Below are 23,612 nucleotides of genomic sequence, written 5' to 3'. Positions count from 1 at the left end.
GCGGTCCAGCCTCCGTAGCTCAGGGGATAGAGCACCGCTCTCCTAAAGCGGGTGTCGGCAGTTCGAATCTGCCCGGGGGCACCATGCATCAAGGCGCCGGCCTGGGGTTTCTCCCCCAGGCCGGCGTTTTTGCGAGGCCCCGGACGAGCCCCGGACGGACCGGTAGGACGCCGGACGGATGCCGGACGCCTCAGGAGGGCCGGCCGGGCCCGCCGGCTCAGGCCGTCACGGTGTCGCCCGCAGTGTCGCCGGCGGCATCGCCCGCCGCATCGCCCGCGAGCTCGCCGGGCGCCGCCGCTCCGGTCTCCAGGGCGAGGCCCAGGCCGGCCAGCGTCTCGTGCACGCTGTTTCCTTCGGCTATCGCCTCGAGGGCGAAGGCACCGACCGATGTCGGCGGATAGCCGATGATTTCGATGGCCTTGCTGACGCTGAACAGGCTCTGCATCTGATCGGGCCGGTCCCACAGATAGACCGCGCCCCACACCTGCCGTTCGGCGTTGGAGAACCATGCCTTGAGCTTCATACCGTCCAGGGTGGAGTAGGCGTCGACGGCGTAGTCACGCAGGTAATCCCTGAGGCTCTCCACAGTGGCCTCCGACTTCTTCAGATCCCACATGACGATCGAAACGTACATAACCCAACGCCCCCATACGTACGGCTGACTTCGAAACTCCACGGTGTGGATTCCCTCCCGCAGACTACCTGTCATGACGTGCCCGCACGAGAGTCCACCGGGCATCAGAACCGGCTTATCCGGAGGGAGTTGTTCCGGTGACCATCACCGCCCCCACGTGCACCTTCGTCACGCAGGAGAGAACGGACGGCACGGTTCCGCCAACGCACCGCGATGAACTCGGGTGGTATACCGCAGGGTTAATCGGGCCGCACCGCGTGACATCGGCCTCATTATCCCGTGGTGACGAATAGAGCCCGATAGAGTGCGTCAGCAAAATTCCCTTGAGTTGCCAGCGGAGCAGAGCATGACTGACAGTCAGATCGGCGCTTTCCCCTATCCCAGGACCTGCCCCATGCAGCCGCCCAAGGAGTACGCCTCCCTGCGCGCCGAGCAGCCGATCAGCAAAGTCACCCTGGCCTCCGGGCGGACCGCCTGGCTGCTCACCCGGCACGAGCACATACGGCAGTTGCTCGCCAGTCCCGACGTGAGCTCGAATATGGCCCACCCCGGCTATCCGCTCCACTTCGACATCCCGGCGGAGGTCATGGAGCAGATGCGGCCGGTGATGCTCGCCATGGATCCCCCGGTGCACACCGCGCAGCGCAAGATGGTGATCCCGGAGTTCACCGTCAAGCGGGTGCTCCAGCTGCGCCCCCGCATCCAGGAGATCGTGGACGAGTGCATCTCCGCCATGCTCGCCGGCGAGGGGCCGGTCGACCTGGTGGAGGCGCTCGCCCTTCCCGTGCCGTCCCTGGCGATCTCCGAGCTGCTCGGGGTGCCCTACGCCGACCGCGCGTTCTTCCAGGACTGCTCCAAGAAGATCGTTTCGGTCGACACCGACCCCCAGGAGCGGAACCAGGCGCATCAGGATCTGCAGGCGTACTTCGCCGAGCTGATCACGGCCAAGGAGGCGGACCCCGGGGACGACCTGCTCAGCAGGCTCGTCCTGAAGAACCGCGAGACCAGCACCCTCGATCACGCGGGCCTGGTCGGGATGGCGAACGTCCTGCTGGTCGGCGGGTTCGAGACCACCGCGAACATGATCTCCCTCGGCGTCGTGGGCCTGCTGGAGAACCCCGACCAGCTGGCCAAGCTGACGGCCGACCCCGCCCTGGCCCCGCAGGCCGTCGACGAGCTGCTGCGCTACTTCAGCATCGCCGACCAGGTGACCTCCCGCGTCATGCTGGAGGACATCGAGATCGGCGGCGTGCTGATCCGCGCGGGCGAAGGCGTCATCGGGCTCAGCGCCTCGGCCAACTTCGACGAAGACGTCTACCCCGACCCGGACCGGCTGGACATCGACCGGGGCGGCAAGCACCACCTGGCCTTCGGCCACGGCATCCACCAGTGCATCGGCCAGAACCTCGCCAAGATGGAGCTGGAGGTCGTCTTCACGACGCTCTTCGCGAGGATCCCCGGCCTGAAGCTGGCCGCCCCGGTGGCGGAACTGCCGTTCAAGGACAGCATGGGCGTCTACGGGCTGCACAGGCTCCCGGTGGCGTGGTGACGCGACTGCCCTGACGGGCGCAGCCGAAAGCCGGGCGAGGTCGACTCGCCCGGCTTTCGGCGTCCGCTAGCCGACCAGTCCTTCGAGGCCCCTGCGGACGAGGTAGGCGACGAGCCCCTCACCTGCGGGGATCAGCCCCAGACGGTTGTTGGTGGTGTGCACGTAGTTCGAGACGCAGCTCAGGTACGGCGTGCCGTCGAGGCGCAGCTCGTGGACGTCGGCGTCGGGCTCGGCGCCGCACACGGCACGGGCGCGGGCGGTGGCCTCGACGCTCATCCGGTGGAAGACGTCGTCCGTGCCCTCGCCGCGCCAGACCGCGGCGCACAGGTTCGTGAGCTGCGACGAGACGCCTTCGTACATCTTCGGCCAGGCACGCTGCACGTTCTCGGGCGCGTACTTCCGCCAGTAGTCCTCGTACTCGCGCAGGAACCGCGTGGCGGCCTCCGGGCCGAGGCCCGCCCCGTGCAGGAACATCACCATGATCTTGGCGGCCTCACCGACCGGTGCCCGTCCGGCGCCCGCGGCCGCCGGCTGCCGGGCCAGCAGGTCGAGGACCGCCACGGACGACTTCCGGAAGACGGTCTCGGCGATCGCCACCCCTTCCGTGCCGCCGTACTTGCGGAACTCCGGCTCGTAGACCACCGGGGCGAGGGCGCCGAGGGGCTGCCCCTCCCGGGAGGTCTCCCCCTCCAGTCGTGCCAGCTCGTCCTGGAGCCTCAGCCCGACCGCGTACTCCTCGCGGGCCTCGGCATCGAACTCCGGCATGGCGCGGGCCAGGCCCTCGACGACCCGTTCGGCCGCCTCCGCCGGGCGGGCCTCCGGACCGCAGAGCATCCGCAGCCGCACGTGCGGCCCGCCCTGCCAGTACCGGAGGAAGAAGAAGTGGTCCTGAAGCCCCTCGTCCTTCAGCAGCGGGCCGACCACGTCGCACAGGAAGGAGGTGTGCAGCGAGGGCGGGATGTGGATGTGAACCGGACGCCACTGGGCCGTCCCGGTCCGCTCACTGCTTGTCTGTGTGCAGTTCAACGAAGAACTCCTCTGCTGCGGTCCAGCCCGTGTCCGGGCCGTAGTCGTCCACCGAAGGAAGGCACTCGCGGATCGACACGAGCACGTCGCCGCGCGACAGCGCGGACTTGGCCCAGCTCCGGACCAGGTAGGGGTTCCGGAAGTCGACGTACATCGGCTTGTGGACGCTGGCGCGGCGCAGGTGGGCGTAGTCCGCCCACTTGCGGGTCACCTTCCGGCCGCGTCCGGCCATCACGTCGCGCTCCTCGGCCGTCTGGCACAGCACGAAGGCGTGCCGGGGAAGGCCCTGGGACCGGCGCCACGCGTCGAAGGCCACGAGTGCTTCGTACGAGTCCCGGCTCAGGTCCTGGAGCATGGGGATGTCCGCGGCGGCCACGGTCCAGGACCTGCGGTCGGCCACGACGTCGCCCACGACGAGGCGGGGCGTCGTCCCCGTGTACTCGACGGAGCCTCCGACGTCCCGGATGTCGTCCAGGGGCTTCCACATGTAGCGGTTGGACGGGGACAGCGCCTCGAGCAGGCGGTAGAGGAGCGGCACCCCGACCGGGGTCAGGAAGTTCATGGGCACGAGGCCGAGGTCCTCCCCCGACGCGGGGTCGTGGAGGCGCACCGACCTGGTGGCGTGGTCCGCGCGGACCTCCAGGCGCTCCGGCGCGTACACCGTCCGGTCCGCGCCGAGCGTCACCGCACCGGGGTAGTTCACGACGCTCGGGGTCACCGGGGGGTGGAGGTTGAAGTTGAAGCCGAGCACGGAGTTGAGGTCGACCTGGCCGGGGAACCGGTCGGCCAGGTGCTTCCGCTGCGCCTCCCGCAGGGACCAGCCTTCGGTGCCCTCGACGAACGAGCCGAACCTCGAGAAGTAGACGCCGTATCCGGTGAGCAGGCCGTTCACGACCAGGGTCCGCTCCCGGTCCGGCAGCACCCCGCGGGCGAACTGCGCCCGGAAGGTCACGGACTCGGTGTCCAGGAGGTCGTCCACGCCCGCGCAGGCCCGCTCGATGTCCGCGGGGTCCAGGTGCACGGCGCCGTCCCCGGGCACGAGCCGCTCCCGGATCACGCTCAGGGCCTCGGCCCGCTGCGCCCGGTACGTCTCGGCCGCCGCCACGCCCCGGCCCATGAGCACATCGAGCTGGTCCTGGTCGCTCAGCGACGAGAACGCCTTGAAGAACTCCAGGAACGGCATGGTGCGGCGGTCCCCGAGCACACGGGTCGCGAAGGCGTGCAGGCCGATGCGCTTCACCTGGCCGTTGTCCAGCATCGAGGCCAGCCGCCACAGGCCCGTCAGGGCGGGGAGGCTCCCTTCCACCGTCGGCAGGCTCCATGCCTGGGGTGCCGTGGCGGCGGGGGTGTCCTCGAAGACCGGTGACTTCAGGACCGACTCGGGGGGCGGGGACACCTTGCACAGCTCGGCGATGTCGTTGATCGCCCGGTACGCCGAGTCGAGCAGCCGCTGGCGCTCCTCGGCCGTCGCGGCGGCGAAGTCCGCCTCCAGGCGCCTGAGTTCGGTGAAGTGCTCGCGCAGCGCCGCCGTCTCCGCCGTGCCGCCGGCGGCGAGCATCCCGTCGACCTTCGCGGAGTACTCGGGGTCGTGATCGTCGACCTCGGGGCGGAAGAACAGGACGCCGGCCCGGATCAGGCCGTGGACGACCTTGCGGCTCAGTTCGTCGTTCCTGGTGACGGCGGTGAGCGCGCGCAGCACGGAGGCGGCGGGGGCCGATCCGTCGGGCATCGCGGCCAGCAGCGTGTCGAACATGGCCTCGCGGCGCATCCGGAGGACCGTCTCGGAGGCGATGTTCTCGCCGTCATGGGTTCCGGGGGCGACTCCGATGAACTCGATCGCCTCGGCGCCGGCCCGCAGGGTCGAGTTCAGCAGCAGGTGCCCGGTCTCCAGGCCGCCCGGTATGCGCGGCAGTGCGGCGAGCACCCAGTTCACGAGCAGGCGGTTCAGCACCGTGACCGATGCGTCCGACGCGTCCGGCCCGTGGTCGCGGGCGGGCGCCGCGGCGGACGGGTCGTCCGGAGGGAACGCGCCGATCTCCGTGAAGCGCCCGAAGGGCGACGGCTTCAGGGCCGCCCGGTACGCGAAGTTGACGAGGGACGACTCCCGGAGTCTGGCCTTGCTGGGCTTGAGGGATCCGGCGTCGCCCGTGACGAAGTCGTGCATGCCGCGGTAGAGCTGGTCGCCGGAGAGCTGGATGCTCCGGGCCATCGCGTCGTGTTCGAAGAGCGCGCGGAAGCCCGCGACCGCCTGCTTCTTCTCGCTCTCGAGCGCCTCTTCACCCTCGCGCTCGCACTGTTCCGCGCGCACGCCGAGGGCGCACCAGGTCTCGAGCTCGTCGAGCGTCCCGGCGTCCAGGTGCGGGCGCAGCGGTTCCAGGCGTGCGGCAACCCGGTCGTGCCGCAGGTTGTGCACGTCGCGGCGCAGCCGGATCAGGTCGGCCCGGGGGCCGTCGTCGAGCGTGGGCACGGCCTCGCCGAGACGGTCGGACAGGCCGGCGGCCCGCTTGCCGATCTCTTCCCGCAGGGCGTGCAGCTCGTCGACGCGCGACCAGGCGGTGGTGAACGACATCCCCTCGAGCTCGCCCAGTGGGAGTCTGCTCCGTCGGTAGACGACGTACGGACTGACACTCACACCCATAGGAATCCCCCAGCTTCGTCACGCGGGCCCGGTTCACCACGGCGTGCGGACGTCGGGGGCCGGGCCGTGGAGAAGGGGGCCCGTCGCTTCGGAGCCCGCCTGTCATTCCACCGAACCGGTTAAGTTCGCGGTTTAAACATTTCTGATTACGCGCGTAAAAGAACAGCTGAGCCACCGCCGAGGTGCACCTCGACGGTGGCTCAACTATTTACTGGCCCTGGATCAGGACGAGGACGACGAGGAAGACGTCGAGACGCTGCTGGTCGTGCACGAGGCGGCCATGACCTGCGCCAGGTCGTCGTTCTCGCCGGCGCCGGCGATCAGGTCGGAGATCTCGAGGACGTTGAGGTCCATCTGCTGCTCCATTTTGAAGCACCCCCTTTTGGGTTTGTTGGTGTGCTCAGAAGTTAGCTATTCGATCGAGCGGCATGCAAGCGATATTCGAGGTGGCGTGGATCACACCACACTCTCCCTTCACGATGATGATCATGTGAGTTACGGTCGGCGGCCAGTACACGCGTCGGCCGATCTGGGCGGGCTCAGATCTGGGGGGATCTACCTGTGCATTTGTTTGTCACCATCCCGCAGCCCGAGGGTTCCACCTATAAGGAGACGTTCGCGCCTCTCATAGGAGAGCTCTTCTCGCCCGAGCGCACGAGCAATCACGGCCCTTACTACTTCGTCCGTACGTGGGACGGCCGGGCCGGCGCTGAGGTCCTGCAGATCAGCGTCGACGGGGTCACCGATCCCGATGCCTTCCGCGCTCAACTGCGCAGCGTGGCCCAGACCTTCGGTTGCACACCGCAGATCGAGGAGACGCCTCTGGACCAGGTCCCGTCGCCCCTCTGGAACGCTGGCTTCGACGGAACTGGATTCTCCGCTTCCTCCAAGCGGCTCTTCCAGGAAGCCGCACCGATCCTCGTTTCGTTCATGCATCGCACGATGCATGAACAGGATTCACTGACGCCGGCGCTTGATGCGATCCGCCTCATGGTCGCGCACAGCAGATCGACCCTGCTGAAGTCTCCGCAAAGAGACCTCGAGGGGTATGCATTCCGGGATCTGCTATCCCTGCGCCTATTGAGCTACCGCTCCCATTACGAGGCGATCTATGCGCGCAGTAAGGATCCGGAATCCTTCGAAGCGGCCTGCGCAAGGTTCTATGAACAGGTTGGATCCATCACTCGGGAATTCATCGCGGAATGCGGCGATCCAGGTAACGTACTGACCGTCGATACGCCGGTCCGGGATTGGTCCGAGTTCATCGTGTCCAGATCCGGCTCGCTGGCGAAGGACTTCCTGGACGGTACCGTCGTCAACGCCGGCCGAACGCTCGAGGATCTCGTCCGCGAGCGAGGCGGTCCGGTCGAACCGACGCGTTTCCATACGCCGCCCAGTGCCGAGCTGGATCGACTGATGAACCGCGACGCCGATTTCATGGCTTTCCGGCTGCAGACCAGCATGCTCTACAGCTGCCTGTACACCCTCGGCTTCAGCCTGGCGGAGCGCTACGTCTTCTGCTACGTCGCCGCCCGGGCCAACGAAGAGGTGGCCGGGAAGCCCATGCAGGTGCTCCAGGACGAGCTCGACGGGCTGGCCCGGCGCATGGCGGCGGTCTCCGCGCCGGCCGCGGAGTGACGCGGCGCGAGCACGGAGACCACACGACCGCAGGAAGAAGAACCACATGGATCTGAGCAGGCCCCAGGAGCACATCTCGGCCGAGCTGCGCGGTCTCAAGGACCTCGTCTCGCCGTACGGACTGGTCTCGCGCACCGCGTCACTGCCGGTGCGCGAGGGCGAACCGTCCTTCGCGGTCCACCTGGCGTACCTCGGCGTCCCGTCCCGCGCGCTCGCCAACCTCCACACGTGGGCCCACGACGAGGACCTGGGCAACGCCGACGGCGCCGGCACCGGGCTCACGCCCGAACGCGCCGAGCTGATCTCCATCGCGGAGGCGCTCGAGCGGTACTCCACGTGCGCGTGGGACGACGACGCGATGGTGGTCGCCGCCGAGAACGACCTCGACGAGGAGTTCGTGTCGCCGTCGCGGTGGCCCCGGCTGTCGCCCACGGAGCTGGCGCGCGAGGACTGCAGCCTGGCCGAGTACGACCCGTCGGTCCCGATCCGCTGGGTGCGCGCGTGGTCGCTGACCCGGCGGGTGCCGGTGCTCGTGCCCGCCATCTCCGTCTATCTGCACATGCCCTACGAGTCGGAGTCCGAGCGGTTCACCCGTGGCATCACCACGGGCGCCGCGGTCCACTCCGACGTGCGGACCGCCGTGCTCGGCGGGCTGCTGGAGGTCGTCGAGCGGGACGCCATCGCGATGGTCTGGCTCCAGCGGCTGCGGCTGCCCGAGCTGGTCGTGGACCCGGAGCGGCTCGACCCCGTCACCCGCGAGTACTACCGCGTCGGCACCTCGACGGACCTGCGCGTGAGGCTGTTCGACGCGACGACGGACTTCGGCGTGCCGGTGATCTACGCGGTGCAGCTCTCCGACGCCGATCCCACCCTCGCCCAGGTCGTCGCCGCCACCTGCGACATCGATCCGGACCGGGCCCTGGGCAAGGTCTACCGCGAGCTGTCCTCCCTGCGGGTCGCCCTGCGCGGCTACGTGTCGGCCTACGCCGGGCGCGAGCTCGACCCGGCCAAGGTGAGCGTGGTCGGCGGCGCCGTCCACAACGGGGCGCGCGCCCGCCGCGACGTCTTCGACTTCCTGCTGGAGGGCGAGCGCCCGTCGTACGGCCTCGAGGGCATGCCGGGCCTGCCGGCCGGGGCGGACCCGCTGGACACCGCGGTCTCCCGGCTCGCGGCGCGGGGCGCCGAGGTGCTCGTCGCCGACATCACCACGGACGAGGCGCGTCAGGTCGGCATGCGGGCCGTGAAGGTGCTCGTGCCCGAGGCGATGCCCGTGTCGTTCGTGCACGGCGAGCGCTTCCTCGGCACGCAGCGCCTGTACGACGCGCCCCGTGCGATGGGCCACCCGAGCCACCCCGAGGACGCGATCAACCCCGAGCACCAGCCGTTCGCGTGAGCGCGAAGAAGGAGCAGAGCAGCATGCCGCACGACCCGCGCCCGCAAGTCCTGTACGTCATCGGTGACACCTTCGGCCAAAGACTCATGGAGCACCGCGGTGTTCCTCCGGAGCGGCAGGTGTCCTTCGAGGAGTTCCGCGACGGCGTGGCACCGCCCGCGGACGTCGTCGTCGCCGTGCACTCCGGCGGCGACGAGGAGCTCCGCGACGAGATCGACCGGATCTGCGCGGAGCGGGGCACGCCGTCCGTCGGACTCCAGCTGCAGCCGACCCGCATCGTCTGCGGGCCCGTGGTGGTCCCGGGCAGGACGGCGTGCTTCGCCTGCCACCGCAAGCGCGCCGCGCAGCACGCGGGCTCGGCACGCCACTACGACATCGACGCGTCCCTGTCCGGCCTGTCCGAGGGGTTCGGCCCGCAGCACCTGGCCGTCGCCTCGGGCCTGGTGGAGCTCGCCCTGACCGAGATCGCCTCGGGCGTCACGGGGATCGGGGGCACCGTGCGGACCTTCAACCTCGTCTCGGGGGCCGTCTCGGCCGCGTCGACGGTGTCGGTGAACCGGTGCCCGCGGTGCGGGGACCGGTTCGCTGAGGAGCGCGCGGCGAGCGCGATGCCGGTTCCGGAACTGCTGCAGTAAAGAGGGGGATTGGTCATGGTTGCCGAGATGAAGGCCGAGCAGATCGGCCGGGCGGCGCGTACGGACATGCAGCTGACGGTTCCGGTCCGGCCCGTCCTGCGACGCGGGGTGCGGCTGCGCCGGGCCGGGGACTCCGTGGTGCTCGACGGCGCGGACCGGGGGCAGGCGTTCTCCGGCGCGTTCGCGCGCGAAGGACTGGTGCCGTTGGCCGAGGCGTGCGACGGCACCCGCGATCACGCGGCGCTGGCGCGCGAGCTCGGGCTCGACGAGGCGGCGGTCTACAAGTGCCTGGCCCTGCTGTGGACGGCCGGTGTGGTGGAGGAGGCCGCGTCCGGCGAGGAGCCGAGCGTGGCTCCCGAGCTCGCCGTCTTCCTCTCCCGGCTGGGCAACTCCACCGGGGCGAACCCGTCCTGGGCGGACGCCGTGGCGCGGCTGGTGCGGCGCCCGGTGCGGCTCGAGGGCGACTCCGCCCTCGTCACCGCCGCCCGGACGGCGCTGCGGGGGGTGTGCCGGGTGGTCGAGGACCCGGCCGAGCGGCCCGGTGCCGAGGACGAGCTCACCGTGTTCTTCGAGACGGCCTCGTCGGCCTCGCTGCTGGCCGCCACCGAGGAACGGTGCCGGAAGGACGGGCGTCCGCTGCTGAGGGTGCGCGCCGACGCGGAGACGGTCGTCGTCGGCCCGTACGTCGACCCCGCGATCACGCCCTGCCTGGACTGCGGCCGCCACGGTGAGGCGGCCCCGTCCGGCGAGCCGCCCGAGCACATGTACGACCTGGTCGTCGGCCTGGCCTCGCACCACGTCACCGCACTGGTCGCGCGGTCCACGATCACGCACCTGCCGATCGACTCCAGCGTGATCGACGCCGTGACCCTCGCCACGACCTACCGCCCGGCGGTCAGCCGCCCGGGGTGCCCGCGGTGCTCGTACGCGACGGGGCCGGTCGCGGCGCAGGCACCGGCCGGCGCCGTCTACGAGGCCTCGGTCGCGATCCCGCCGCGTGCGTTCCTGTCCCCGAAGGACCATCAGGCGCACTACTACGCGTCCAACCTGCGTCTGCAGTCGCAGTTCAAGGACTGGCCGAGCCGCCCGCACACGGCGCTTCCGGCCCCCGATCCCTCCGTGCTCGCCGGCGACGGACGGCACGAGGAGTCCCCCGGCGACGTCCCGCTCACCGTGGACTCCCTCGGACTGGTGCTGAAGATCGCCTTCGGCATCAAGGACGACGAGACCACGCCGGAGCGCGTCAAGCGCTGGACCGCGGCGGCGGGGAACATCGGCTGCACCACGGCCTACGTGGTGCTGCGCGACGACCGGGTGCTGCCCCGGGGCGTCTACGCGTACGCCGTGGGCAGCCACACGCTCGCGGCCGTCTCGAGCGAGGTGCCCCCGGGCGACGCGCCGTGCGACATCGTCGTCACCGGCGATCTGAAGAAGGTCATGACCAAATACGGCACGTTCGGCTTCCGGCTGGCGTTCCTGGACGCCGGCTGCGGGCTGACCAGTGCCCGGGAGGTCGCGCGACACCTGGGGCTGGGCTTCGCCCCGGCACCGGACTGGGACGACGCCGCCCTGGCCCATGTGCTCGGCACGTCACCGGCCGACGAGCCCGTCGTGGCCGTCGCGACCCTGGGAGGTACGGCATGAGGAGCGACCTGGACACCATGATGACCGTCCTGGAGGGCCTCACCTCCCGGACGAGCTCATCGGACGGCCTGGCCGCGGAGCGCCGGCCGGTGCCGTTCGCGGACGCCGTGCCCGCCGGGGCGGCCCCGTCGGCCGAGGACCTGCGGCCGGTCCACGACCTGCTGGACACGCTCCTGCGCCGGCGGTCCGTCCTGCAATACGGCGAGCAGCCGGTGCGCACCGACGTGATCCTCACGCTGCTGCGCGAGGCGCTGGGCCGGGACCGTGACGACTGGGGGCTCGACGGGGCGGCGGGCGCGCTGGAGGCCTTCGTCTTCGCGTTCCGCAGCGAGGGCCCCGCCGCGCCGGGCGTCTACCGGGTGACCGCCGAGGAGACCCAGTTCCTGGCCGGGCTCGACGAGCTCGGACCGGCCGAGGACCTCGGCGTCCAGCGCGAGTTCTCCACCGCGGCGGGGATCGTCGCGGTGTACGGCGACCTGGACCGGGCGGACAGCTGGGCGGGATCCCACGGCTACCGCGTCTGCATGACGCGGGCCGCGATGGCGACCTACGACTTCAACCTCCGGTTCCAGACACAGGGGCTCGTCGGCACGCTGTTCGGCGGATTCATCCCCTCGTCGGTGCGTCATCTGGTGCACGGCGACGGAGTGACCCGCCAGCCCCTCCTGGCCACCACGTACGCCCACCCCCTCGAGAGCTGACCGGCAGACTCGGCCCCACGGGAAAGAGCCCCTCCGCGCGGCCGCGCGGAGGGGCTCTTTCCCGTCGGGGGGAGATTTGCGATGCGGTGATCGTTTTGTCATACGGGCCGTTAAAGTCGGCGGGGACCGTAGTCGTTGGGGAAGGGACACATCCATGAGCCGCCGCTCCAGTGGGCTGATGGGCATCTGGGCGGAGGCCCAACGACAGCAGCAGCGCCAGCAGGAAGCCCGGCACCGGGCCGCCGTGCTCGACCAGCGGGAACAGGAGCGGCGACAGCGCGCCCACGAACGGGACTTGGCACGGCAGGACCGGGAGCGCCAGCGGGCGTACCGGGCCGGCCGGGAGGCCGAGGCGCGGGCGCTGACCGAGGAACTCGAGGAGAAGGTCGCGACGCTGGAGGGCATGCTGGCGGCCGGCTGCCGGGCGCCGGCGTTCACCACCGCGGCGCTGGCCCGCCCCGAGCGGCTGGAGCCCTTCAACCCCGGGCACCTCGCGCAGCCCGTGGTCATGCCGGACCCCTACGACCCCCGCTACCAGCGCGACCGGCGGGGGTTCGAGAACGACTGGTACGCCGCGCAGGCCGCCGAGGCCGAACGGCTGCGGCAGCTGGAGGCGTACCGGCGGCAGTACGACCAGTGGGCCGCGGCCACGCTCGCGGAGACGCGGGAGTACAACGCCGGCATCGGGGAGATGGCGGCGGCGCTGCGGGAAGGTGACCCCGAGGCGGTGGTGGAGTACTTCTCCGCCGCGCTGTACGCCTCCGGCGCCTGGCCCGAGGACTTCCCCCACCGGATAGCCGCCGCCTACGACCCGGCCGCCCGGCAGCTGGTGCTCGACTGGGAGCTGCCGGACGTGGACGTCGTCCCGGAGACGAAGTCCGTGCGCTACATGATCAACGCCGACGAGCAGAAGGAGGTGCCCCGGCCCGTCACGCAGCGCCGCGCGCTGTACCGGGACGTGCTGGCGCAGTGCGTGCTGCTGGCGGTGCACGAGCTGTTCGCGGCGGACGGGTTCGGGGCGCTGGAGTCCGTCGCGCTGAACGGGTTCGTGGACGGCAACGACCCGGCCACCGGACGGCCCGCGCAGATCTTCCTCGCGGCCGTCACCGTCTCGCGGAGCGTCTTCGCGGGGCTCCACCTCGAGCAGGTGAGCGCCGTGGAGTGCCTGACCGGGGGGCTCGGCGGGCAGCTGTCCGCCCGTCCCGAGCAGATGGCGGCCGTGCGGCCGGGGCGGCGGCCCGACGAGGTCGGCCGCGGCGTCGTCTCGCACGGCGGCGACGACGCCCCGGACCTCTTCGAGATGGACCCCGTCGCGTTCGAGGGACTGGTGGCCGAGCTGTTCCGGGCCCGCGGCATGCGCGCGGTGACCACCCAGCGCTCCAACGACGGCGGCGTCGACGTCGAGGCCCTGGACCCGGACCCGATCAGCGGCGGCCGGATCATCGTGCAGGTCAAGCGCTACCGCAAGACCGTGCCGCCCACCGCCGTGCGCGACCTGTACGGCACCGTGCAGGGGGCCGGGGCCAACAAGGGCGTGCTCGTGACCACCTCCGGGTTCGGCCCCGGCTCGTACGCCTTCGCCAACGGCAAGCCGCTGACGCTGGTCTCCGGCGAGGAGCTCGTGGAGCTGCTGGCGCAGCACGGCCTGCGGGGGCGGCTGGGAGGCGGCACCCCGCGCGGCCGCCGGGCGGCAGCCGCCCCGACCGACGACCACAACCTGCTCGGCATGTCCTGGTCCGGCGGCGTCGCCCTCGACGTCTGCGCGCTGGTCTGCGACGGCACGCGCGTCCTCAGCGACGATCACTTCGTCTTCTACAACAACCCCCGCACCCCCGACGGCTCGGTGCGCACGGCGGAGCCCACCCTCACCGACAGGGCGGCGCTGCGGGTCGCCTTCGACGCGCTGCCGGCCGGCGCCGACCGGCTGGTGCTGGTGGCGGCCATAGACCCGGAGGTCGACCCGGAGGCCGATCTCGCGCACTTCACCGACGCCCGGATACGCCTCGCCGACGCCTCCGGCGCCGACCTGGGGCACCTGGAGGTCTCCGACGGGCGGCCCGGCGAGAAGGCGCTGGTGCTGGGCTCCTTCCGCAGGCGGGCGAACGGCGACTGGGACTTCGTGATCGGCGGCAAGGGGTACCCGGGCGGGCTCGAGGCGCTGGTGCGGGAGTACGGGATCGACGTCGCCTGACCGCCCGGCCCGGCCCGATCGCGTGATCCACCGCCCCGTGTCGGCGGTGGCTCGTAGACTTCTTCAATGGCCGACCCCACAACGATCACCGAAGCCGCCGCCGGCAGCGACGCCCTGAGCTGCCTGCGCCGCGTCTTCGGCTACGACGCCTTCCGCGGCGATCAGGAAGAGATCATCGAGCACGTCGTCGCCGGCGGCGACGCGCTCGTCCTGATGCCGACCGGCGGCGGCAAGTCGCTGTGCTACCAGATCCCGGCACTCGTCCGGCCGGGCGTGGGCGTCGTCGTCTCGCCGCTGATCGCCCTCATGCAGGACCAGGTCGACGCGCTGCGCGCGCTCGGCGTGCGGGCCGGCTTCCTGAACTCCACGCAGGACTTCGACGAACGCCGCACGGTGGAGGCCGAGTTCCTCGCCGGCGAGCTGGACCTGCTCTACCTGGCGCCCGAGCGGCTGCGCGTGGACGCCACGCTGCGGCTGCTCGAGCGGGGCAAGATCTCCCTCTTCGCCATCGACGAGGCGCACTGCGTGGCCCAGTGGGGCCACGACTTCCGGCCCGACTACCTCGCCCTGTCCGCGCTGCACGAGCGCTGGCCCGACGTCCCGCGCATCGCCCTGACCGCGACCGCCACCGACGCCACGCGCGCGGAGATCGCGACCCGGCTGAACCTGCGCGAGGCCCGGCATTTCGTCGCCAGCTTCGACCGGCCCAACATCCAGTACCGGATCGAGCCCAAGAACGACCCGAAGAAGCAGCTGCTGGAGCTGCTGCGCACCGAGCACGCCGGCGACGCGGGCGTCGTCTACTGCCTCTCGCGCAAGGGGGTGGAGGACACCGCCGCGTTCCTGGCCCAGCACGGCATCGAGGCCCTGCCGTACCACGCGGGCCTCGCCGCCGGCACGCGCGCGGCCAACCAGTCGCGCTTCCTGCGCGAGGACGGCGTCGTCATGGTCGCGACGATCGCCTTCGGCATGGGCATCGACAAGCCGGACGTCCGCTTCGTGGCCCACTTGGACCTCCCCAAGTCCGTCGAGGGGTACTACCAGGAGACCGGCCGCGCCGGCCGCGACGGCCTGCCCTCGACGGCCTGGCTCGCGTACGGCCTGCAGGACGTCGTCCAGCAGCGCAAGATGATCGACGGCTCGGAGGGCGACGACGCCCACCGCCGCCGCCTGGCCACCCACCTCGACGCCATGCTGGCCCTGTGCGAGACGGTCTCCTGCCGCCGCGTGCGGCTGCTGGAGTACTTCGGCCAGCCGGGCACCGCGTGCGGCAACTGCGACACGTGCCTGACCCCGCCGGAGACCTGGGACGGCACGGTCGCCGCCCAGAAGTTCCTCTCGGCCATCTTCCGGCTGGCCCGGGAGCGGCGGCAGAAGTTCGGCGCGGGCCACATCATCGACATCCTGCTGGGCAAGAAGACCGCGAAGGTCATCCAGTTCGACCACGACGCCCTGTCCGTCTTCGGCATCGGCACGGAGCTGTCGGTCGCCGAATGGCGGGGCGTGGTGCGGCAGTTGCTGGCCCAGGGGCTGCTGGCCGTGGAGGGCGACTACGGCACGCTCGTCCTCACCGACGCCAGCGCGGACGTGCTCGGCTCGCGCCGTCAGGTGCCGCTGCGCCGCGAGCCGAAGAAGCCGGCCCGCGCGGCGAAGTCCGCGAAGGCCTCGGGCACGGGCAAGCGCGCCGCCCCCGCCGACCTGCCCGCCGCGGCGGTGCCGGTCTTCGAGGAGCTGCGCGCCTGGCGGGCGGCGGCCGCGCGGGAGCAGGGCGTGCCCGCGTACGTGATCTTCCACGACGCCACGCTGCGCGAGATCGCCACGGCCCGGCCGGGCTCGCTCGAGGCGTTGTCCGCGGTGGGCGGCGTCGGCGAGAACAAGCTCGCGAAGTACGGCGAGCAGATCCTCGAGGTGCTCGCGGGACTCGGCGAGGCCCCGCCGGCGGCGGACGCCCCGGCCGTGCCGGACGCACCGCACGCCCCGGCGCCGCAGGTCCCCGCGCCGCGCGCGACGAGCCGCCCGGAGAGCCGCCCGGCGCCCCGGCCGGCGGCCGGGGACGAGCCGCCGTGGCCCGAGGAGGAGCCGCACTGGGGCGACGAGGAACCGCCCTTCGAGGAGTTCTAGGGCGCCCTCGGGCCTCGGTTTCGGGCCGGGGCCTTCCAGTCGCCCGCCGGCCGGGGCGTCACGCGCACCCCGGTCAGGTGGGCGTAGACCACCACATTGCCCAGGTAGGCGTCGTCCTCCGGGGAGAAGCCGCCGCCGCAGGTGATCAGCCGCAGCTCGGCCCGCCCGGAGGCGCCGTACACCTTCGCGGACGGGAAGTGCTGCCGGTCGTACACCTCGATGGCGTCGATGGTGAAGACGGCGGTCCGCCCGTCCGCGCGGGCCACCTCCACGGTGTCGGCCTTCTTCAGGGCGCCGAGGTTGTAGAAGACCGACGGTCCGCTGTCGTTGTCGACGTGCCCGGCGACGACGGCCGTGCCGGCCGCGCCGGGCGCGGTGCCGGCGGCGTACCACCCGGCGAGGTTGGTGTCCGACTCCGGCGGGCTCGCCAGGCTCCGGTCGGGCAGCAGGCCGAGCGGCATCAGCGGGGCGTCGACCCGGATGGCGGGGACGACCACGCGCGTGGGGGCGGCGGGCGGCAGCGGCGGGGCGGACCGCGCGTCGCGGCGCGGGGCGAGCAGGGGTTCGTCCGGTGCGGCGAACGCCTCGGCCCTGGAGGGCTGGGGCGGCGGCGCCTGGTCCTTCGCGCCGTGCTCGATGAGCCAGCTGCCCACCAGCAGCGCGACCGTGAGCACGGCCGCGAGCACCGCCTTGCGCCGGGCGTCGCGCTCGACGCGGCCCTCCGGACGCCCCCTGGGCACGGGCGCGGCGCGCAGGAAGGCGCCGCTGCCCGGGAAGCCGCCGGGGCCGTCCCAGGTCCCCGGACGCCGCGCGCGCGTCCGGGGACCGAGGGGCGGACCGGCCGGCACCCGGGAGGGCCTCGGTCAGGCCCGGCTGCCGCCGCCGCGGCGGCGCAGGAACCAGGTGCCGGCGACCGCCGCCGTGGCCAGGACGGCCGCGCCCGCCACGATCTCGGCCGTGCCCGAGCTCTCGCTCGTACCGCCGACGCCCGTCTTCATGCCGCCCATGGGGGGCGAGGCGGGCGTCGCCGGCATGCTCGGCACGGCCGGCGCCGAAGCGGGGGCGGAGGCGGGGGCCGAGGCAGGAGCGGGCTTGGCGCCGGCACCCTCGGTGACCATCAGGTCGCCCGTGGCCTCCTTGCCGTCGTCGCACTTGGCGCCGATGCCGTACGTACCGGGCTTGGCCGAGTCGGGCACCTTGAACCGGCCCACCACGACCTCCTTGTGGGTGCCGGGCGTGAGCTCGAACGACGCCGGGCCGCCGACCGCGCTGGCGTCCCCCGTGCCGTGCCCCTTGGGGCCGCAGGCGGAGGTGTTCACCGTGACCGTCGCGCCCGGCCGCACGCTGCTCGGGCTGACCTCCAGCTGTCCGAAGGCTTCTTCGGCGAGCGCGGTGCCGCTCGACAGGACCGGTGCTGTTATGGCGAGGGCGGCCCCGGTGAGCACTCGTGCAGTACGCATGCTTCCTCCGTGAGCGCGGACGCGGCACGCCGATGTGCCGCAGCGGAGTCGGGTTTCCGCGCTCCTCTATGCCGAGCGAAGCCGCGATTCCCGCACCCCGCAGCCCGGCGGACGACGAACGGGTGACCGAGGCCTTACCCTCGGTCACCCGTTCGACTCATGTCCCGCTCGCGGTCCGCCCCGCGGGCGTCACGGCACCAGATCCTCCGGGCAGCCCGTGCCGCGCGGCAGCTTGTACGGCGAGGCGATGCGGTACGTCCCCGCGCGCGGGGCGCGCAGCAGGGTCCAGTCGTCCTCCGGCTCGCCCGCCTTCGCGGGCTGCACCTGCTTGGTCAGGCAGCCGTGGACGTTGACCGGCGGCTCGCCGCGCGGCCCGGCCTTGGGCGGCTGGAGCGGCTTGCCCTGCTGGTCCACCAGCGCCAGCCACGGCGAGTACGGGATGCGCACCCGCACCACGCCCGGCCGCCGCACGGTGACGACGATCTCGTTGGCCTCCACCTTGTCCACCGTCGCCGGCGGGTCCGCGAGCGGGGTGGGGTCCTTGACCTCGTAGAGCCGCCAGTTGTCGTCCGACCACACCTCGCGCAGGTACGGCTGCCCGGCCCGGACCAGCTTGGCCTCCTCGACGCCCGCGTTGTCCGGTTCGTCGGTGGGCAGCACCACGTAGTGCACGGCCCAGCGGGCCAGCCAGTCGCGGTAGCTGGCGGGGGTGAGCAGGCCCTCCTCGTAGAAGAGCGGGTTGCGCTTGAGGTCGGCCTGCCGGTTCCAGCCGCGGGCCAGGTTGACGTACGGGAACAGCGCCGAGGCCTCGCGGTGGCTGCGCGCCGGCACGACCTCGACCCGGCCGCGGGAGGCGTCCACCCGCTGCAGCCGGTCCACCAGGGGGGCCAGCTCGCGGGCCCAGGAGGCGGCGGGGGTGGTGTGCACTATGTCGCTGATGGAGTTGACGGACTGCCAGACCGTGAGGGTCAGCACCGCCAGCACGGACGCGGTCCAGACCCGGCCGCGCCTGAGCAGCTCGGCCCGCGACGGGACCTTCAGCTCCGTCAGGGCCGCGACCAGCACCACCCCGCCGAAGATCATGCCCAGCCGGGAGATGTTCGTCCCGATCTGCGAGGGGATCAGCCAGACCAGCACCACGCCCAGCACGTACAGCCCCGAGACCATGCGGACCGTGCGCCACGACGAGGGCGTGAACGCCAGCCCGAAGATGCCCGCGAGGAGGGGCAGGATCGTCGAGGCGAACGTCATCGGCTGCTGCCCGGAGAACGGGAACAGCCACGCCGACAGCGCCACGACCACCACCGGGGTGATCCCCAGCGCGTACGCCGCCGGGCGGCGCGCCCCCAGCCACAGCGCGGCGGCCACGATGCCCACGCACAGGCCCGCCACCGGGCTCGAGGCCGTCGCCAGCCCCGCCATCAGCCCGGCCAGCGCCGCCCGCCCCCAGCGGTAGCGGCCGTCCGCGCGCCAGGACGCCGGCCACGCGAAGATCGTCGCCACGGCCGCCAGCCCGAACATCACGCCGAGCCCGAAGGTCACCCGCCCGGAGATGGCGTTGCACAGCAGCGCGAACGTCCCGTACAGCGCCGGCCACAGCGGCCGCTTCACGACCCGGCTGCGCACGAGCAGCAGCGCGATCAGCCCGGCCGAGACCGTGCCCGCGATCATCATCGTGGTGCGCACGCCCAGCTGGGCCATGAGGTACGGCGAGATCACGCTGTACGAGACGGGGTGCATCCCGCCGTACCAGGCGAGGTTGTACGCCGACTCCGGATGCTGCAGCGCGAACTCCGCCCACGCGTCCTGCGCCGCCAGGTCGCCGCCGCTGTTGGCGAAGACCAGCACCCACAGCAGGTGCAGCACGGCGGCCACGAGGAGGGTGAAGGGTACGGTCCGGGTGAGGAGCGGGCGCTCGCCGTCGCGCCGGTGGCCCGGCACGACCGCCCACGACGGGCGGCGCCAGCCGGGCGCCCCGGGCGCCGGGTCCGGTCCGGTGTCGCCGTCGCCGGATCTCTCACTGTCCGGCTCTCCCGGCATACCGGCCCGCGCCGGCCCCACGGTGGTCACTGCGGCTCTCCCCGTCTTTCCCCCAAGGTCCTACTCCCCCATCTTCACGCATGCCCGCCCGTGGCGGGCGAACCCCCACGACCTCACACACTCTCCGCAGGTCAGCGGGGCCGTGCGCCGGCTTCCCGGTCCGTACGCGGAGTACGGACCGGGAAGCCGTCGTGCGGCCCGCGCGCCCCGGCCCGGGCCGGTCGGGCCCAGGCGGGTCGGCCCAGGCGCGTCAGCCCAGGCGCGTCAGCTTCGAGCCGAAGGACGGCTCGGCCAGCGGCGCCTTGAGCGCCACCGGCACCTTGACGGCGTCCGCGCCGCTGCCCACGGTCAGCTCGCCGACCTCGGTCCCGGCCTTCGCCGAGTGCGGGATCTTGCGGCCGGCGTCGCTCAGCGTGAACTTGGTCGTGAAGCCCGCCCAGCCCACGGCCGTGACGTCCTTGGTGGCCACGACCGGGGTGCGGCCGCCGAGGCCGTCCTCGACGTAGCCGACGACGTCGCCCTTCTTGACGACGGGCGCCGAGGTGAGGGACTTCTGGACGGCCAGCGTCTGCTGGTAGCTGTTGTCCAGCACCACCTTGAGGTGGGCGTTGGCGTCGGTCGACTTCGGGTTGCGCTGGTCCATGGTGGCGCCGACGATCAGCCGCTCCTTGCCGTCGATCGTCCGCTTGGCCGCCCACATCAGCGCGCCGCCGGCCGGGCCGCTGGAGCCCGTCTTGACGCCCAGGACGCCGGTGCCCTTGGTCAGCAGCTTGTCGTTGTTGTTGTAGATCGGCTCGCCCAGGCCCGGGATCGCCGCGTTGGGCTTGCCCACGATCTCGCGGATGACCGGGTTCTTGATGACCACCTCGGCCAGCTTGACCTGGTCGGTGGCGGTGCTCTTGGTCGTCTCCTTGAGACCGCTGGGGTCGGTGTACGTGGTGTTCGTCATGCCGAGGTCCTTGGCGGCGGCGTTCATCTTCGTGACGAAATCCGCCTCGGACTTCGAGTCCCAGCGCGCCAGCTGGCGGGCGATGTTGTTGCCGGAGGGGATGAGCAGCATCTGCAGCATGTCGTACTGCGAGAACTGCTGGTTCTCCGTGACGACCAGGCGCGACTCGTCCTTGGCCTGGGACTCGGCGGCCGCCTGGGCGTCGATGGTGATCGGCGAGCCCTTCTCGCCCGGCTTCAGCGGGTGGTCCTTGAGGATCACGTACGCCGTCATCACCTTGGCGACGCTCGCCGTCGGCACGGGCTTCTGGTCGCCGGACGTGCCCACGTCACCCGAGCCCAGCACCTTCACCGCGGACTGACCCTGCTGGGGCCAGGCCATGTCGGGCTTCTCGCCCGCGAAGGTGAACGACTTCTTCGAGCCCAGCGAGAGCTTCGGGTCCGGCAGCGGCCGGAACGACTGCACGACGACGAAGACGATCCCGAGCAGGATCACCAGCGGCGTCCAGATCTTCACCCGGCGCGCGAACGTGCGGACGGGCGTCTCCGGCGGCGGCGGAGTGTTGGTCAGCTGGGCCAGCAGGTCCAGCGGCGCCGGAGGCTGCTGGGGCCCCTGCGGCCGCGGAACGGCACCGCCGGGCGTCGCGGCCGGCGGCGTGACGGACACCGGGACGCCGGGCTTGGCGGGCGCGGGCGTGGGCACGGCCGGCTTCGCGGGCGCCGCCTTGGGCGTCGCGGGCTTGGGCGCCGCCGGCTTGGCGGGCGCCTCGTCGTCCTTCTTGAGCGGTACGAACTGGCTCTTGCGCTCCTGGCCGGGCGTCGGGAGCGGGGTGGGGGCCTTGAGCAGCTCGGTGGGCTGGTCGGCGGAGGGCTTGGCGGGCTTGGCGTCCTTGCCGCCGTCCTTGGCCGCGGAGTCGCCCTTGGCGCCGTCCTTGCCGTCCTTGGCGCCGTCCTTGGCGTCCTTCGGCGCGACGGTCTTGAAGACCGCGGTGGGACGGTCGACGGCGGGCTTGTCGGCGGCCGCAGGCTTGTCGCCCGCCTTGCCGTCGGCCTTCGGCGGCATCGTGCGGAAGACGGCGGTCGGCTGGTCGGAGGCGGGCCTTTCGTCCTTGCCGCTCTTGTCAGCCTCGTCGGCCTTCGCGCTCTTCCCGGCCTTCTCGGACTTGTCGGCGTTCTCGGACTTGTCCGTCTTGCCGTCGGCCTTGCTGTCGGCCTTCGGCGACATCGTGCGGAAGACAGCGGTCGGCTGATCGGCGGCAGGCTTCTCGCCCTTGTCGCTCTTGTCGCCCTTGTCGGCCTTCGCGCTCGCGGCGTCCTCGTCGGCCTCGCCGGCCTCGTCGGTCTTCTCTGCCTTCTCGGTCTTCTCGCCCTTGGCGTCCTTCGGCGTGACGGTCTTGAAGACCGCGGTCGCCTTGTCGACGGCAGGGGCGGGCTTCGCGGCGGGCTTCTCCGCGGGAGCGGAGGCCTCGGCATCGCCGGCGTCGGCGTCGCCCTCGGCGCCGTCCTCGTCCGCACCGGCCACCCACGCCTCCACAGCGGCCTTCAGGCGGTCGTCGCCGCCGGAGGCCTTTGCAGACGCAGAGGCACCGTCAGCACGCTTGTCGGCGCCCTTGTCAGCGCCCTTGTCGGGGCCCGATCCGGCGTCGACGTCGGCCGCGTCCGCGGCGTCGTCGGAGGAGTTGGGGGAAACGTCCTTGGAGCCGGACGCGGCCGACGCCGGCTTCTCCGCCGTCTTCACCGAAGACCCCGTTTCCCGGATGACTCCGAGCCTGGGATCGCGTTCGCTGCCGGTCGTGCCAGTCGTCTCCCCCGACGACTTCCGCTGCTCCGACTTGTCGGGGGACTCGCCCGCCACCGATGCCTCCTCGAATTCCCGCGCCATACGCCGAGGCGGGGCGACTGGTCGCCCCGCTCCCCGATGCTCTCAACGTGTACCAGTGTCCTCTGCCACCGTCGCGTCGCAGCGCACCGTACGTCAGAGGACATCGTCGGGTCTTCACCCACGTGCAAGACGAGACGACATACCTACCGGTTCCCGCCCGAAGCCACCACGCACTCTCGACAGACCAATGTGAGAGGGGTCACCCTGTCACTCATCCACGCGGGGAGGCATGGATGGGCAGGAGCCGCAGAACAATTCCGGAGGAGCTTCTGCTGCTCGCCTTGGACCCGGCCACGGGGACCACGGCGCAGCCGCAGTCGCTCGACCTCGGTCTCGCCGGAGCGCAGCTCGTGGAGCTGGCTCTGGCCGGACGGATAGCCCCAGACGGGGATCGTATCGCCGTGGTCCACCCACGGCCGACAGGAGATCCGACGCTGGACACCGCGCTCGAACTGCTGCGCCGTCGCGGCAGCCCGGTGCGGGCCGTCCACTGGATCGGCGGGCCCCGGCTGGGGCTGCGTCAGACGTATCTCACGCACCTGGAGCGGTGCGGCATGGTGCATGCCGTGGCGGGACAGATGTGCGGGGTGCTGCCGACCACGCGCTACCAGGCGACGGACACGGCCATCAGCCGGGAGATCAGGGCCCGGCTGGACAGCGCGATCCGCACCGGCGTCCCGCCGGACCCGCGGACCGCGGCGCTCGCCGCGCTGGCCCACGCGGTCGGTCTCGGAAAGCACCTCTACCCGGGGAACGAGGGACGCTCCTCGCGTTCCCGGCTCCGGGACCTGATCCGGCACGACCCCATGGGCGGGCTGGTGGCGCACGCCGTGATGGACGTGCAGAACGGCGTCGCGGCGCAGCCGCGGCGGGCGCCGGCGACGGCCGGCGGCAATGGTTCGGGACGCCGGGGCACGGCTGTGCGGCCCCCGTCCGAGGCGGCCGGGGTGGCCGCCGCGCAGCAGGCGCAGCACCGGGGCGTCATGGCTCGCGCGGGCGTCTCGTGAAACGGTTCAGCAGCCGCTGAACCACGCATCGCCTTCCGCTCCACCCGACCGCACCGCAGTCCCCACGAGCCGGTCCGGTAGCCGCGACAGCGCGCGGGGCGGCGG

17 protein-coding genes and 1 tRNA gene are annotated in these 23,612 nt (G+C 72.0%); 10 read left to right on the top strand and 8 right to left on the bottom strand.

All coding sequences use genetic code 11. The features are described from left to right. Nucleotides 1-8: 8 nt before the first annotated feature. Nucleotides 9-84: transfer RNA gene (locus IE295_RS31045), tRNA-Arg, on the top strand. A gap of 133 nt (nt 85-217) precedes the next feature. Here the strand turns inward: IE295_RS31045 and IE295_RS31040 are convergent. Continuing rightward, a complete protein-coding gene (locus tag IE295_RS31040) occupies nt 218-616 on the bottom strand; it encodes a hypothetical protein (RefSeq protein WP_190067120.1) in 399 nt (132 codons plus the stop codon). A 364-nt stretch (nt 617-980) separates the two neighbouring features. On the opposite strand from IE295_RS31040, the gene IE295_RS31035 reads away from it, so the two are divergent. Continuing rightward, entirely contained in the window at nt 981-2,183 is a 1,203-nt protein-coding gene (locus IE295_RS31035) for a cytochrome P450 (protein WP_190067119.1), read from the top strand. Between the two features lie 66 nt (nt 2,184-2,249). Here IE295_RS31035 and IE295_RS31030 read toward each other — a convergent pair whose 3' ends face one another. The 3 genes from IE295_RS31030 to IE295_RS31020 form a co-directional block, all read right to left on the bottom strand. Next, on the bottom strand, nt 2,250-3,209 hold the full coding sequence (locus IE295_RS31030) for a thiopeptide-type bacteriocin biosynthesis protein (protein ID WP_190067118.1): 960 nt from the start codon (nt 3,207-3,209) through the stop codon (nt 2,250-2,252). Next, nucleotides 3,184-5,841, bottom strand: coding sequence for a lantibiotic dehydratase (locus tag IE295_RS31025; RefSeq protein ID WP_224323493.1), 2,658 nt, complete (start codon nt 5,839-5,841; stop codon nt 3,184-3,186). Before IE295_RS31025 ends, IE295_RS31030 begins: the two co-directional genes overlap by 26 nt. A gap of 228 nt (nt 5,842-6,069) precedes the next feature. Beyond that, nucleotides 6,070-6,213: a thiocillin/thiostrepton family thiazolyl peptide gene (locus tag IE295_RS31020; RefSeq protein WP_190067116.1), complete on the bottom strand. Its 144-nt coding sequence runs from the start codon at nt 6,211-6,213 to the stop codon at nt 6,070-6,072. Nucleotides 6,214-6,408: 195 nt separating this feature from the next. Here IE295_RS31020 and IE295_RS31015 point away from each other — a divergent pair, with 195 nt between their 5' ends. From IE295_RS31015 to recQ, 7 genes are all read left to right on the top strand, one after another. Continuing rightward, nucleotides 6,409-7,485, top strand: a complete 1,077-nt coding sequence (locus IE295_RS31015; RefSeq protein ID WP_190067115.1) for a hypothetical protein — start codon at nt 6,409-6,411, stop codon at nt 7,483-7,485. Nucleotides 7,486-7,531: 46 nt separating this feature from the next. Beyond that, a complete protein-coding gene (locus IE295_RS31010; protein WP_190067114.1) occupies nt 7,532-8,878 on the top strand; it encodes a YcaO-like family protein in 1,347 nt (448 codons plus the stop codon). Next, a complete protein-coding gene (locus IE295_RS31005) occupies nt 8,875-9,513 on the top strand; it encodes a TOMM precursor leader peptide-binding protein (protein WP_224323494.1) in 639 nt (212 codons plus the stop codon). Before IE295_RS31010 ends, IE295_RS31005 begins: the two co-directional genes overlap by 4 nt. Before the next feature lie 15 nt (nt 9,514-9,528). Then, entirely contained in the window at nt 9,529-11,157 is a 1,629-nt protein-coding gene (locus tag IE295_RS31000) for a nitroreductase family protein (RefSeq protein ID WP_190067113.1), read from the top strand. After that, nucleotides 11,154-11,858, top strand: coding sequence for a tpaF (locus IE295_RS30995; RefSeq protein ID WP_190067112.1), 705 nt, complete (start codon nt 11,154-11,156; stop codon nt 11,856-11,858). Before IE295_RS31000 ends, IE295_RS30995 begins: the two co-directional genes overlap by 4 nt. 154 nt (nt 11,859-12,012) lie before the next feature. Next, a complete protein-coding gene (locus tag IE295_RS30990) occupies nt 12,013-14,049 on the top strand; it encodes a restriction endonuclease (RefSeq protein ID WP_190067111.1) in 2,037 nt (678 codons plus the stop codon). A gap of 66 nt (nt 14,050-14,115) precedes the next feature. Continuing rightward, on the top strand, nt 14,116-16,170 hold the full coding sequence (gene recQ, locus IE295_RS30985) for a DNA helicase RecQ (protein WP_190067110.1): 2,055 nt from the start codon (nt 14,116-14,118) through the stop codon (nt 16,168-16,170). Here the strand turns inward: recQ and IE295_RS30980 are convergent. From IE295_RS30980 to IE295_RS30965, 4 genes are all read right to left on the bottom strand, one after another. After that, on the bottom strand, nt 16,167-16,856 hold the full coding sequence (locus IE295_RS30980; RefSeq protein WP_190067158.1) for a class F sortase: 690 nt from the start codon (nt 16,854-16,856) through the stop codon (nt 16,167-16,169). The two genes, recQ and IE295_RS30980, sit on opposite strands and share 4 nt — an antisense overlap. Nucleotides 16,857-17,033: 177 nt before the next feature. Further along, a complete protein-coding gene (locus IE295_RS30975) occupies nt 17,034-17,630 on the bottom strand; it encodes a GVDTG sorting domain-containing protein (RefSeq protein WP_190067109.1) in 597 nt (198 codons plus the stop codon). A 189-nt stretch (nt 17,631-17,819) separates the two neighbouring features. Beyond that, nucleotides 17,820-19,700: a glycosyltransferase family 87 protein gene (locus tag IE295_RS30970; protein ID WP_224323495.1), complete on the bottom strand. Its 1,881-nt coding sequence runs from the start codon at nt 19,698-19,700 to the stop codon at nt 17,820-17,822. A gap of 220 nt (nt 19,701-19,920) precedes the next feature. Further along, on the bottom strand, nt 19,921-22,500 hold the full coding sequence (locus IE295_RS30965; protein ID WP_224323496.1) for a D-alanyl-D-alanine carboxypeptidase family protein: 2,580 nt from the start codon (nt 22,498-22,500) through the stop codon (nt 19,921-19,923). Between the two features lie 233 nt (nt 22,501-22,733). Here IE295_RS30965 and IE295_RS30960 point away from each other — a divergent pair, with 233 nt between their 5' ends. Further along, nucleotides 22,734-23,507 carry a GOLPH3/VPS74 family protein gene (locus tag IE295_RS30960; RefSeq protein WP_190067108.1) on the top strand — a complete coding sequence of 258 codons (774 nt, stop codon included), beginning with the start codon at nt 22,734-22,736 and terminating at the stop codon, nt 23,505-23,507. Nucleotides 23,508-23,612 lie beyond the last annotated feature (105 nt).

Origin of the sequence: Streptomyces griseocarneus, from assembly GCF_014655595.1 — a bacterium.
GTDB lineage: Bacteria > Actinomycetota > Actinomycetes > Streptomycetales > Streptomycetaceae > Streptomyces > Streptomyces griseocarneus.
This window is presented reverse-complemented; position numbering and strand designations above follow the sequence as displayed.